The organism is Arthrobacter sp. C2, assembly GCA_024207135.1.
Taxonomy (GTDB): domain Bacteria; phylum Actinomycetota; class Actinomycetes; order Actinomycetales; family Micrococcaceae; genus Paeniglutamicibacter.
Genome location: CP042428.1, coordinates 1090013 through 1103722, shown reverse-complemented (window position 1 = coordinate 1103722; position 13710 = coordinate 1090013). Strand labels below are relative to the sequence as shown.

General features: G+C 58.0%; 7 protein-coding genes. 4 read left to right on the top strand and 3 right to left on the bottom strand.

The genetic code is table 11. The features are described from left to right. Nucleotides 1-25: 25 nt before the first annotated feature. Nucleotides 26-1234, bottom strand: coding sequence for an MFS transporter (locus FPY90_RS05160; protein ID WP_498684222.1), 1209 nt, complete (start codon nucleotides 1232-1234; stop codon nucleotides 26-28). A gap of 99 nt (nucleotides 1235-1333) precedes the next feature. On the opposite strand from FPY90_RS05160, the gene ftsY reads away from it, so the two are divergent. Both ftsY and FPY90_RS05150 read left to right on the top strand, forming a co-directional pair. After that, nucleotides 1334-2527: a signal recognition particle-docking protein FtsY gene (gene ftsY, locus FPY90_RS05155; protein WP_498684220.1), complete on the top strand. Its 1194-nt coding sequence runs from the start codon at nucleotides 1334-1336 to the stop codon at nucleotides 2525-2527. Between the two features lie 6 nt (nucleotides 2528-2533). After that, nucleotides 2534-4687, top strand: a complete 2154-nt coding sequence (locus tag FPY90_RS05150) for an acyltransferase family protein (RefSeq protein WP_498684218.1) — start codon at nucleotides 2534-2536, stop codon at nucleotides 4685-4687. A 1066-nt stretch (nucleotides 4688-5753) separates the two neighbouring features. Here FPY90_RS05150 and FPY90_RS05145 read toward each other — a convergent pair. Both FPY90_RS05145 and FPY90_RS05140 read right to left on the bottom strand, forming a co-directional pair. Then, entirely contained in the window at nucleotides 5754-8966 is a 3213-nt protein-coding gene (locus FPY90_RS05145) for a CDP-glycerol glycerophosphotransferase family protein (RefSeq protein WP_498684217.1), read from the bottom strand. Nucleotides 8967-9203: 237 nt separating this feature from the next. Further along, a complete protein-coding gene (locus tag FPY90_RS05140) occupies nucleotides 9204-10682 on the bottom strand; it encodes a glycosyltransferase (RefSeq protein ID WP_498684216.1) in 1479 nt (492 codons plus the stop codon). A 1358-nt stretch (nucleotides 10683-12040) separates the two neighbouring features. Between FPY90_RS05140 and FPY90_RS05135 the strand changes: the two genes are divergently transcribed. Next, the gene (locus FPY90_RS05135) at nucleotides 12041-13369 is read left to right on the top strand and encodes an ammonium transporter (RefSeq protein WP_498684214.1); all 1329 of its coding nucleotides are present in this window, start codon (nucleotides 12041-12043) and stop codon (nucleotides 13367-13369) included. Beyond that, entirely contained in the window at nucleotides 13366-13704 is a 339-nt protein-coding gene (locus tag FPY90_RS05130; RefSeq protein ID WP_498684213.1) for a P-II family nitrogen regulator, read from the top strand. Before FPY90_RS05135 ends, FPY90_RS05130 begins: the two co-directional genes overlap by 4 nt. Nucleotides 13705-13710 lie beyond the last annotated feature (6 nt).

The following is a 13710-nucleotide window of genomic DNA, read 5'->3' as shown; positions in this document are numbered from 1 at the left end:
CTGCAATGGAGGAAGCGCGCATTAACTAGGGCATTGGTGAGTCCTGGGTGGAGGTTTCACGTTTCTCCTTGACCAGCAACCAAGCCAGGACACCGAAGAAGCCCAAGGCGCCGCTGACGGTAAAGGCCCACCCGAAGCCCACCTGATCGGCAATGAGGCCCGCAAGGATCGGGCCAATGATGGAACCAAAGTCGGTGGCCATCTGGAATGTAGCCAAGACCTTGCCTCCATTTCGACCTTGACCCACCACATCGGCTATCGCTGCTTGTTGGGCCGGCCCCATGAGGCCGGTGCCGATGCCGCCAATGACCGATAGGGCAATGAACCACGGGATGTTGTCCACCCAACCTATTGCGGCCGTGGACAGCGATGCGATAGACAGTCCCACAAGAATCGGGAGTCGTCGCCCGTAGGTGTCCGTGAGCCTACCGGCAACGGTCAACGCCGCACCGTTTCCCACGGCAAAGATGGCCAGCGCCAGGCCAGCCAGCAAGGTTCCCTTTGAAGCAAACGCGGCGACGGCAAAGAGCGGGATCAAGGACATCCGGACGCCAAAGGCCATCCAGCCATTGGTGAACCCAGACACCAGAGCGGCCCTGAAAGCGGCAGTGCCCCAGGCCTCGGACAACGGGATTCGTTCAACAACAACGGCTTCCTCGGTTGCGCTCTTCTCGGTGGCCCCACGCGAATGCGACAGGGAGAAGTACACAATTGCTGCGGCAACAATGAGCGCACCGCCGTAGATGAAAAACGGGATCCGGAAACCCATGCCGGCCGCAAAGGAGCCAAGCACGGGCCCTGCGACATTGCCCAGCAGGAATGAGCCGGAATACAGCCCGGCGATCCGGCCCCTGATCTCCCGCGGAGACATCCGGGCAATCAGGGCCATGGCGGAGACCGTGAACATGGTCGATCCCAGACCGCCCAATCCGCGGAAGATCAGCAGTTGGGTGTACGACTGCGCAAAGCCGCACAGGATCGTCGAAGCGGCGACAACCAATACACCTGTGACATAGACGGTGGGTTCCCCCAGCCGATCGGTCAGCTTCCCGCTGACGGGCGCGAAGATCAGCCGGGCGAAAGCGAAGATGCTGACAATGACGCTGGCAGCGGCAACACCGACGTTAAAGCTGGTGGCAAATTGGGGAAGGATCGGGGCAATGAGCCCGAAGCCCAAGGCAACAACAAAGGCGGCCGCGACAAGGACACGGATTTCTCGGGGGACCGACGGCAATTTCCGTAAATCCGGATTAACCGGTTTTTCAGGGAAATCGGAGGTCGAAGCATTCTTAGGCATAGGTAAGACCAGTTTAGTCTGTGAGAAGCTAGGACGGTGTCAGAACAACTTAACTTGATCATTGTCCTCGTTGCAGTGGTTGCCGTCATCGGTATTGGTGCTGCCTTCTTCCTTGTGCGTGGCCGTAAGGCACCCAAGGGAACGTACACCGGTCCGCGCGACGCCAACGACCCAGCGCCCACGCTCACCACGGATGCACCATCCATCGAGGCCCCGGAGGCAACGGCCCCGGCCGATGCCGATGCCGCGGCTATCGACGTTGTCGACGAAACCGCCGGCAAGGTGCTCGTCCCCACCGATGTCCCCGAACCGGTCCAGGGGCGTCTGGCGCGGCTGCGCGCCCGCCTGAGCAAGTCCAACAACGTCCTGGGCAAGGGCCTGCTCGCCCTTTTGAGCCAGGACAAGATCGACGAAGACGTCTGGGACGAAATCGAAGAGACCTTGCTCTTGGCAGATTTGGGCACCGAACCGACCCTTGAGCTCGTCGACGCATTGCGCGAACGCGTCAAGGTTGAAGGCAGCCGTGACCCGCAGCGGGTCCACGACATGCTCCGTGAGGAGCTCATCAAGCTGGTCGACCCCACCATGGACCGCAACTTCATCCCGGTTCGCCATGCTGACCGCCCGAACGTGATCATGGTGGTTGGTGTCAACGGCGTCGGCAAGACCACCACCATCGGCAAGATGGCCCGCGTGTTGGTTGCCGAGAACAAGGACGTCATCCTCGGTGCAGCAGACACCTTCCGTGCCGCTGCAGCCGAACAGCTGGCCACCTGGGGCGACCGCGTGGGTGTACCCACCGTCAAGTCCGACGTCGACGGAGCCGACCCGGCATCCGTTGCCTTCGAGGCAGTGACCGCGGGCATCGAGCAGGAGGTCGACATTGTCATGATCGACACCGCCGGCCGCCTGCAGAACAAGGTCGGCCTGATGGATGAGCTTGGCAAGATCAAACGAGTCATCGAAAAGAAGGCAACCGTTGACGAGGTCCTTTTGGTCCTGGACGCGACCACCGGGCAGAACGGCCTGAACCAGGCCAAGGTCTTCTCCGAGGTCGTCAACGTCACCGGCATCGTCCTCACGAAGCTCGACGGCACCGCCAAGGGCGGCATTGTTGTGGCCATCCAGCGGCAGCTCGGTGTTCCGGTCAAGCTGGTGGGCCTGGGCGAAGGTCCGGACGATCTGGCACCGTTTGATGCCGAAGCGTTCGTCGACGCATTACTGGACTAAGGGCCGATGATTCAAGATACGAAATTGACCGCGCAGGTCAAAGGCCGGCATTTTGGCGACCCGCGTGGCCAAGGCCTCGAAGCTGTGCCCGGCGCAGCCCACAAAGGTGGCAAGCCCAAGGTCTTTCGCGGTGATATCCAAGGGCTGCGGGCGATTGCAGTCTCCTTGGTTGTTATCTACCATTTGTGGCCACAGCGGCTGACCGGCGGCTTCATTGGCGTAGACGTTTTCTTCGTGATCTCCGGTTTCCTGATCACGTCGCACCTAATGAAACGTCCGCCAAAGACGTGGAACGACTTGGTGACATTCTGGTTGAGGCGAGTCAAACGCCTGCTGCCTGCGTCATTCCTTGTGTTGGGCGTGACGCTCGCAGCGATTCCCCTCGTCGCCCCCGTTACCGTGTGGAAGGAATGGGCGACCCAAGTTGTAGCCTCGACTTTCTACATCCAGAACTGGCGTCTGGCCTCCACCAGCGTGGATTACCTGGCGGCCGATAACGCCGTCTCAGCGGTCCAACATTTTTGGTCCTTGTCCGTTGAAGAACAGTTTTACCTGTTCTGGCCTGTCATTGTTGCGGCACTGGTGGGGCTCGCCTTCATGCTTCGAAAGAACCGCACGCTGGTCGTGGCGACTGGCATCGGGTTGATCATTGTTGGCTCGCTCGTCTTTTCCGCGGTGTCGACGGTAACTGAACCCGGCATCGCATACTTCTCCACTTTTACCCGGGCATGGGAACTGGCCGCCGGAGCATTGGTTGCGGTGATTGTGCCCGCCACGGCTGCGCTGCGACGCTCGAAGCTTGGCGGATTCCTTGCTTGGATCGGATTGCTCGCGATTGCCTATGCAGGTGTGACCTACAGTGGTGCCACGGCCTTCCCGGGCTATGCGGCGGCCCTGCCCGTGTTCGGAACAGCGTTGGTTATCTGGGCGAACGCCTCGCATACGTTTTCTCCCAACGGCCTTCTTAGCCATCCAGCGGCACGTTTCCTCGGTGACCACTCGTACTCGATTTACTTGTGGCACTGGCCGCTCATCGTCTTTCTCCCGTTCTACAGCGGTGAGCTTGGGATTTTGGATAAGGTAGTCGTTGTTGCTGCAACCCTCCTACTTTCAATCCTCTCCAAGCGATACGTGGAAGACCGTTTCCGCGCCTATTTGGACACAAGCAAAATCCTCACGGGAGGACGATTCCTGCTCGTTGGAACCTTGGTCCTTGGTCTGCTTGGAACTGCCATGATCAATGTCGGCAGCAGCAGTGAAGAAACTGGTTCCAAGCTGTCTACGGAGATCCAGCGGGTTCAGTCACAAGTTGGCATTGACTGCTTTGGCGCCGCAGCCATGGTGAATTCCTGCACGAATACCGGCCTGTCACCGATGGTGCCCTCGCCTGCTGCGGCCAAGAATGACAAGTCCCAGGCTTACGCAGACAAATGCTGGTCAAACGGCGACTTCAGTGATCGACCGATCTGCACATACGGCACCGGCAAGACACAAGTAGCTCTGACGGGAAATTCACACGCCGGGCAATGGCTGCCAGCGCTCACCGAGATCGCCGACCGGCAGGGATGGACCATCACCACGTACTTGGCCTCCAGCTGCGCACCGACCGATGCGCCAACCGCATTCAACACACCTGCAAAAATCGAAGGGTGCCTTGACTATGGCCGGTGGGTCCAGGATAAAACGGAATCCGGTCAGTATGACCTCATCATCACGTCCGATAGGCAGAGCCTTCCGGTGGAAGGCTACGAACTGGAGAACACTGAACAGGCGGCTATCGATGGGTACGCAAGCTATCTAGCTCGCTGGGCCAAAGCGGATACGCCAATAGTGGTTATCCGTGACACACCGTTCCCCGCCCACACCGTCAGTAATGTGCCGGACTGCCTGGCAAGCAGCGATGATCCGTTGCAGGAATGTTCTGGAACTCCAAAATCGTGGAAGTCTTTGGATCCGCTTGCGACAGCGGCCCAGGAGAACAACTTTCCGTTCGTGCACACGATTAACATGACTGAATTCTTTTGCAACCAGGATGTCTGCCCCGCTGTGATTGGGTCCGTCGTCCCGTACTTCGATGGTTCGCACCTGACTGCCACATTTGCCCGGACGCTCTCGGAACCCTTGGAGAAAAGAATCACTGACGCGGTACCGAATCTTTAGACGTCGGAGTAAGGACAGTTGACAATGGCGGCTACGGACTATGCGTAGCCGCCATTGTCTTGGTCAAGGACGGCTAAGAAATATGACTGGTGCTCGCCGCTACCCAACGGGTTGATCATCTTGCGGAGACCGACTCGAGTCGGTCAGAAGGGAACTGGGTCGATAGATGGGGTTTTCGGTGGCATGTGTGTTGGGAAAAGAAAATTTGGGCGTTGGTGTGAATATTTGCTGCTGTGGTAACCAGCAATATTGCGAGTGGGGACCATCCCGGGAAAACAGGAATATTCTCCCTGGGAGCCACCAATGGCGTTGGTGGGAGCCGCCTTGCCGTCGACAGGTGGCCGTTCCCGTGCCGTGAGCCGGCCGGGCCACAGGTGGAGCGATTACCCGGGACAACCCGATGGACGTTGCGAGGCTCTGGAAGAGCATGGCCGGTTCAGTCCTGCCGGCGCGGGGCGGCCATTGCCGGAACCCGCCACCGAAAAGCGCCTGCGCGCGCTGCGTGGGCACAGGCCAGGCCGCTGCGACCGGGCGGCGTTCCGCGAGCGGTGCCATAAGGCCGGCCCCGGCGCCCGCGGCCCGGCGCTTCGTCCACGACGACGCGGCCACGGACCGGATCTTCCCAACACCGTCCGGACCGATGTTGGAAGTTGGAACATGCGAGAGAAGATCGGCACCGCCCAGCATCGGTGGATACGCTGGGGCAGGTGGCTCCCATCCGGGCAGCTGCTGGCCCCCGACGGCAATATCGCTGGCCCCCAAGCACGATAATGGGTGGCCCCCAAAGCGTCGAATACTCAGGTGTCCTCGAAGTAGCAGGGTCCGGTGTCCACGATGTGACAATTTTCCACAAAATAATGACCTACACCCGCTACCGAACGCCCTTTCCGAAGAATGTGGGAAACAACGATTCAATAGCGTGATGTCACGACCGTCATGGCCAGAGCGATCAAACCAAAATACCAGGCCGGGCAAAAGCTCAAAGCATTCCAGCGCCGGACTTTGGATGGCCTTGGCCCAGCCATCCGGCCTGCTTCGTTAGCAGTCCGGACGGGCAAGAATATGGCTATAGGTGCTGCGACGTTGCATGTTCAGTCATGTCGGTGATGAGGTTGTCGTACCAACCTGCGACTGGAAGCGCCTCTGTGACGTCAACGGCATCCGTCCCACGCCTGACATCTTCAAGAGTCCGGTCCAGGAAGAGGACTCGGTTTCTGGCATTGTCTCGCGACGATGCCAGCATAGCTCTTCCGACGAGATCGTCGGAGGCTATTTGGAAGACCTCATCAAACTTGGCGGTTCCGATCGTGCGGCGGAACTCGCGTTCGAAGGCCCGGCGGAAGATGCCTTCCTGCTCCGCATTGGCCCAACTGTGGGCCTTGTTGAAGGTGTTGATGACCCATCGTTCCTCAACGGATGCCAAGAATTCGCCGGAGCGAACCAAGCGCTGGACGTGACCAGGCAACCGGTCGACGTTTGCCCGGCGTGCAGGAGAATGCTGGATTGCTGTCCGGTCGAATTGCACGATGACCCTGAAACGTGATGGATCGAGCTTGGACACGAAGTCCAGGACTGCCTCGGTGGTCGCACCTGGCGCAAAGTTGTGGCGAAACAAGATCAGTTCACGATTCGTTTGCGGGAGATCCACAACGAACTCGACATCGTCTTCCATTAGGAAGGCCACGGCGCGTTGTGCGGCGTTTCCCTGTTCGCGCGGGGCAAACTCCTCGACGGCCCGGTCGTACTGCTCTGTATTCTGGATGCCGGAATCCGCCGCTCGGTCTAGGCACTCGCCAAGTTCGACAATGGTGCGCGCGATTTCACCAGGCATTTTGGATAATTCGAAATAGAGTCCCCGTTCCGAAAGATACTCGTCCAGGTCATATGCGTAGAAGACGATTGGGCGACGTGCGGGAAGGAAATCAAAGAAGATACTTGAATAGTCAGTAATGAGCACATCAGTGATTCCGAGGACATCATAGGAATCTATATCGGCCGGAACCAGTGTCACGTCCAGGTCGACGCCTTTGAGTAGAGCCTCTGTCAGGCGGTGTGCACGGAAGACTACGTGTGCGTTCCGCTTGGACAATGTGCTGAGATCACTGATGAGCTTGTCACGGTCAAAATGCTTGCTGTCCCGGGAACCACGCCACGTAGGTGCATAGAAGATGACCTGTCGTCCGTCGTCGGCAAGACCCAGTCGGTTGAACAGTTCACTCCTCCGGGCCGGAGAAATCGACATCATTCGATCGATCCGCGGTGTGCCCAGCCGGGCAACCTTGCCGGTGAACAGCCCCTCGACGTCGTGTCCCCGGATGAGGCTTTCATGGGTGTGATTGTTCGGTGCCAGGATGTGGGTCGCCTGTATGAAGTTCCGGGCAACGTTTCCATGTTGCATGAACCCTCCGGTGATGTCCTTGCCCAGTGCTTTGAGCGGTGTCCCGTGCCACGTGTTCAGATATCGTTGTCCCTCACGTCTCACGAAGTAGTGGAGAAACGTCACGTTGGACACGAGGTACTTGGCCGTAGCCAAACTTCTCCGGTAGAGGTCCGAGCCGTGCCTGACAAGACTAACCCGAGGGTCGTTGGTGACGTCGTCCGGAATCATGGTCTTTGCGCCAATGATCCACACGAATCTCATGTGGGAGTAGCGGTGGTCTGAGCGGAGCTCACGATAGATGGCGGCGGGATTGCAATCGACCCTGTTGCCTTGGTAGCTTTCGAAAAGTACAGTGTTTTCCTCAAGTGCCAAGGACTGAGAGTACTCCACGTACTGCATGGCCTTTTCTTGCCATTCCTTTTTGAAGTAGCTGTGACTACCGATGCTGACTGGACCCCTGAACTTTTGGGTATCGCGGAAGCTCTCGATCGCCTCGGCAGTGTAACCCGCTGCGAGCTGTGCCAGAGCCAAGCGGAAATACCATCGAGGCTTGTGGATTGATTGCTGCCGGACTGCGGCTTGCAGTGCGGTGGCGGCAATGTCGAACTGCTTTTGCCTAAGGAAGGCTGAACCTCGTTCGTAGAGATGCTTTGGATCGTGTGTTGTCAATGCGTGCTGGAGATTCTTGGCGAGCAGTTCCGATTCGTATGCGGATATGTCGTACTCTTCGCTGGATGAGCCAGGTTCGATCCATAGGAGAGCTTCGTCCTCCGGGTAGAGCCGAATGAATGCGGCAATGGCGCCCGCAGTGTCACCCGCTGCGTTCAGTGCTGAAGCCTGACGGTAAAGCCAGTCAGTTTGTGGGCCTTTGGTGAGCCGCACGGCAACCGCATAGGCCTCGGCCGCTTCGGTGAAACGGCACAACCGCTCTAGCGCAGTAGCATATCGAAAATGGCGTGCAGCGGACTCTGGTTCGAAGATCAGTGCCCGGTAATGAAAGGTTGCCGCACTGGACCAATTTTGCAGACGTTCATGAGCAACGCCGAGGCGATAGTTAAGGTCCGAATGCGATGGTTTCATCTTCAAGCGGTGTTCGTATAGCTTGGCTGCCGGACCCCAAAGGCCTTTGGATTGGAAGAATGCTCCGGGCTCGACATCCTTGTCCACGGCTGCACCCTTGAGGGCAAGGCCCTTGGTTACTGTCGCCTCGATCGCTTCAGGTTGATCGCACCGAAGCATCGCCAAGGCCTGGTGGAATAAAATGGAATGATCGTCAGGATCGAGGTGTGCCGCCTGCGAGAAGTATTTTACTGCTAATTTCTCCCGACCCAACTGTAGTTCGGTAAGGCCGCAATGGTACGGCCAAATGGCATTCTTCGGATCGTCACCCATTGCCTTTGTCAAAAATGCGAGGCGCTTCCAAGGTTCACCGGTGGCCAGGAGCGTCTTGGTCGTACCGTCGAGCTCCTCAATGGCCGATTCGATCGCGCTTAACTTCTTCGGCGCTGCTACGGCGATCTGGGTGGTGTCCTTGGCGTTTTTCTCGGCGCGTGTGAGGCGTTTGCTGAGCCCTACATTTCCGGGATCCGCCTGCAGCGCCGTTGAGTAGACCCGCACAGCATCTATATGACGGCCAACTCGCTCATAAAGGGCTCCCAGTCGGATCTGGCGAGCAGGGTCGTTTCCGGCCATAGCGATGGATCGCTCGGTCGATTCGAGGGCCTCTCGATATTTCTTTAGTTGAAACTGGGCATTGCCCAAGTAGTAAAACGCATCGGCCGTCGGTGTCACCGCGGCGCCTTGTTCAAATAGTTTCGCGGCTTTGGACCATTGGCCTTTTCGCGCTTGGAGTCTGCCTTGTTGGATATAGAAGTTCCAGATGATTTGACGACGAAGCAAGACAATTACCTAACATTAATATGCGAAACGGCAACCATCCGGGCAACGGGAGCCATCATCTAGCTTAACTGAAAGCTGACTGTGCCCAGGATGCTGGGCATTAGCTCCCCAGATCCTGTAGTCCCCGAGCGATTCTTAACCAGTGAAAGGTATCGACGGCTGCCTGAGCATCCCACGAAATCGTTATTTCAAACCGGGACGCACCATTTGAATGCGTCCCGGTTTGGTGCATCAAGTTCAACCAATCATCGTCGAAATAAGCTCTTGCCATCGGCGGGCAGAGCTCGCCGATGAATGTTCGGTACTGATCTTGTTCCGTGCTCGGATCCCCATATTCTTCGCCAATTCGGGTTCCAACATTAGAGACGTGATTCTTTGGGCCAGCAATTCCACGTTGCCTTCTTCAACGAGATAACCGTCCTCGCCATCGGTGATGAAGTCAGCTGGACCGTATTTGCAGTCATAGGCGACGACGGGGGTTTGCATCGTCATCGATTCGGCAACCGTATACGGCAGACCTTCGCTGTAAGAAGAAAGGATTGAAAGTGCAGATCCTTCGAACTCGGCAAGCGCCTCATTGGTGTATCCGCGCAGGAAGACGTTGTTTTCGAGTCCAAGTTCTGTGATCAAGGCCTTAAGTTTGTTGACGATCTTCCCCTTGTCAGCGGGGAGCCCCTCACCAAAGATGTTCAGCGTTGCATCCGGGATCCGGTCCACAACGGAGCGGAAGGCCTGAATAGAATCGTCGATGCCTTTGCCGGCTGTAATGCGGGCCAGGATGACTGCCTGGTGCTCGTTCTTCTCAAGATTGCGCAATGGCCAAAGGTTGATGGCATTGGGTATTGTCCAGACACGTTTGGTTAGGCCGAATTCATAAGCGATGTCCTTGGCCTGACGGTGGGTCAGGGCGACAAGACCGTCAAATTTGTCGAGTTTCGAGAAGTAGGGCTCGTATCGCGGACGTAGCTCACCGTCGGCATCCCTGTGGTTCGTGTGAAGTACCACAAAGTTAGCAGCGTTGTCTGACTTGAGATTTAGAAGCTGCGGGGGAACGTAAGTTCCGTCGCCGAGCACTAACACCTTTTGCTGGCAACTGTTGACAAGACGGCGTAACCAATCAAGGCGCCATGCCCAGACGCTGGAATAGCGGGTCACCTTGGTGCTGCTTCGCTCGAAGGTGTATACGCTTAGTGGTTTGTTGTCCTCAGGCTCGTACCAGCGAACGAGATAACAGAATCCGTCCACCGTGAAGTATCGTTCTCTGTTCTTCTTGCCCCGCACGTACCCGATTTCACGATGAAGCATTCCTGCGACGTCGAACTCTTCCCGCCTAGATATTTCCTTGTCTTCATTGAAATGATCAATGTGGGTCAGCTTGCCCGTGCTTGGATTCCAGTTCTTGTTTTTCTTGTAGATCCCATCAGACGTGAAATATCGTGCGTAGTTACGCGTTGTGAATTCGTCGTCTTGGATAAGGAATCCGTCTTCAGCAAGGGCATGAACGGTGGGGTCGGCCGCCGTAAGAGGGTCGAGGGTATTGGCATCTTTCAGCGAATAATAGGGCGACAGGACCTCAACGCCGTAGTGTAGCCGTCCCGATGCTTGATGGCGTGCGGCGGTGGTCCGCATTTCCGCGTCGTAGTCGTACGCTACGATCTTGCATCGATGTCCGGCCTCCGCCAGCTGGGCTGTCCGGTTCATGATTGCTGTAGTCATTCCTCCGGGCCCGAACTTTGGAAAGACGCAGAACACGTCTCGCGATTCGTAATGCATAGGATATGACCTTCCGTATTTTCTACCGACCGCCACGTGGGCGCAAATTTCACCTTGATGGCAGTACCAAGCATAACCAGCATTTCGTAGAAGCTCAGCTAGGCCTTGAGCCTGCGGTCGTTGCGCGCAGAAGGAGTACTTCTGGTCCCGGTGAACGTCCATGGATGTTCTAAGGCGACCAATTGACGCAACATCGTGCACACCACCTATTGGGCCGCAAATGCCAAAAATTTGTTGATCGAGCTCGTCAACATGTGGTTGCACGCGTGAGCGGTTGTGCTGCTATCTATGTACTCTGCGGATGGCGCGATTTCCAGCGTTGGACGGGGGATGGATAAATCCACTGCAGGTGCATTCACAATGGTTGTGAAGGGATGAACAGGGCTGTGCCCATTCATACGACGGATTCCACCAGCACAGGCCCTGCGGATTCCCTCCGCCATAGGCCGAGACATTGCCAATTGGTACGACCAAGTCGGCGCATGAATGTTACGAATTCCGCAACTCCAGCGTTGCGAGCCGAGCCAATTCAGTGGGCGAGGCGCCCGCGTGGGTAAGAACCTTAACGCTCACCACACTTACTATCTGATCCATACGTTTTGCGTTTCGGCGACTGGCAGACACCTCCGTCACCAGGGCCTCGGCGCGTTCGGCGATCACCATGGCTACATCGCGCCCAGTGTGGCCGGGAACAAGGGCATGAAAAACTGTTCCACATTGCGCCCGGAGCGCCTGCCCACAACTGGGAACGACAACGACCGGTCAGTGACTCCGAAACGCCTCCGCCGTTTCGGTGTGTGAACAGCACGGTTCCAGCTCCACGCCGCACTGCGGACACCAATGGAGCCCTTGACGCAGATTAGAATCGAAAGCGGTGCCTGCCTACCCGCCGAGATCACGGGCGTGATTGTTTAGCTACAGAACGAACCCATGTGGGCATTTGAATCTGCTCATGATCCGTGGCCTCAATTTCGGTTCGCGTCAGCTTGTCTGGGTCAATTATTCAAAATCGAACCGTCCACCAAGGCGCCTCATACCAGGAGAAAGCTTGAACATTCATCGTCAAAGGGCATAACGCTCAACTGTCTGTTTAGACTGACGTTGCGGTACCTCTGTGGCTGCCTTTCCCATGCCACTACGAAGCCCGGAAACAAGCACGCAATGTGCAAGACACGAGCCTTTTACTTCAAGAGCGATTCGGTAACCCCCGCGAAACGGTTGGTCGAATCGCACGTAACACCGTCAAGGAATTCTTGAATCAGGCGAGAAAGACTCGCGAGCGATTCAGGGAGGCGTTAGACATGGAGCTAACAACGACTCAGGTATGGATGATGGTGTGTGCCGCGCTCGTCCTGCTGATGACCCCGGCACTGGCATTCTTCTACGGCGGGATGACCCGGGCCAAAAGCGTACTGAACATGATGATGATGAGCTTCTCGGCCATCGCCCTGGTCACCGTGGTGTGGGTGCTCTGGGGAAACTCCATGTCGGGCGGCGGCGCAAACATTGGCGGCCTCATGGGAAATCCGGCGGACGGGTTCGGGATGGGATCGATGCTCGGCACCGATGGCTTCATTGCTGCCGGTTACGGAGCGACCTTCGCGATCATCACCGTTGCACTGATTTCCGGAGCCGTGGCGGACCGCGCAAAATTCAGTGCCTGGATGGTGTTCGTTCCCGTCTGGGTGACCGTGGTCTACGCGCCGATCGCCTTCTGGGTCTGGGGCGGCGGCATCCTCGGAGCCGACGGCGCCATCGGCTCGGTGGTGGGCGAGGCCATTGACTTTGCCGGAGGCACCGTGGTGCACATCAATGCCGGCGTTGCCGGACTGATCTTGGCGCTCATCCTTGGCAAGCGCCGCGGTTTCGGGAAGGATCCGAGCCAGCGTCCCCACAACATCCCCTTCGTCATGCTTGGTGCGGCCCTGCTTTGGTTCGGTTGGTTTGGATTCAACGGCGGCGCCGCCAGCACCGCTGAGGAAGCCGGATTGATCTGGGTGAACACCCTGGCAGCCCCCGCCGCAGCATTGCTGGGCTGGATCCTGGTCGAGCGCCTTCGCGACGGCCACAGCACATCCTTGGGCGCTGCCTCTGGCATCGTGGCCGGGCTGGTGGCCATCACCCCGGCCTGCGCCAACATCACTCCTGTTGCAGCCATTGGATTGGGCATTGTTGCCGGCGTCGCCTCGGCCCTGGCCGTGGGTCTGAAGTACCGCTGGGGCTACGATGATTCCCTTGACGTGGTGGGTGTTCACCTGGTCTCCGGCATCATTGGAACCGTGGCCCTGGGCTTCATTGCCCTTCCTGTTGACGGCGTGGGTGGCGGACTCTTCTACGGCGGGGGATTCGGCCAGCTCTGGGCCCAGATCGTAGCCTGCCTGGTGGTCATGTCCTTCACCGCCATCATGACCGCCATCATCGGCCTGGCCATTCACAAGACCATGGGCTTCCGCATCACCACCGAGCACGAAATCGCCGGCATCGACCTGATGCAGCACGCCGAGACCGGCTACGAGTTCGGCGGCCTGGGTACCGGCGGGACCTTCGTCCCGCACCCGGCCACCTCGGCACACCTGAAGTCCGCCGCCGCCAAGGATGCGGATCGAGTCAAGGAAGAGGTCAACGCATGAAACTCGTGACAGCCATCATCCGGCCTGAAAAGACGGACCAGATCCGGGAGGCACTCGAGTCCTACGGGGTCCAGGGCATGACCATCAGCCAAGCCAGCGGTTACGGTCGGCAGCGCGGACACACGCAGGTCTACCGGGGCGCTGAGTACACTGTCGACCTCCTTCCCAAGGTCCGCCTCGAAATCTTGGTGGAGGAGGACTCCTGCGACGACATCCTGGATGTCTTGATCTCCACGGCAAACACCGGTAGCGCCGGCGACGGGAAGATCTGGGTCACCCACGTGGAGGAAGTGATCAGGGTTCGCACCGGTGAGCGCGGCCTGGCCGCGGTGTAACCCGAC

What these genes read in the sequence shown, in the direction of transcription:
- FPY90_RS05150 (WP_498684218.1), top strand. Translation starts at nt 2,534, where the DNA reads ATGATTCAAGATACGAAATTGACCGCGCAGGTCAAAGGCCGGCATTTT.
- FPY90_RS05130 (WP_498684213.1), top strand. Translation starts at nt 13,366, where the DNA reads ATGAAACTCGTGACAGCCATCATCCGGCCTGAAAAGACGGACCAGATC.
- FPY90_RS05135 (WP_498684214.1), top strand. Translation starts at nt 12,041, where the DNA reads ATGGAGCTAACAACGACTCAGGTATGGATGATGGTGTGTGCCGCGCTC.
- FPY90_RS05140 (WP_498684216.1), bottom strand. Translation starts at nt 10,682, where the DNA reads ATGACTACAGCAATCATGAACCGGACAGCCCAGCTGGCGGAGGCCGGA.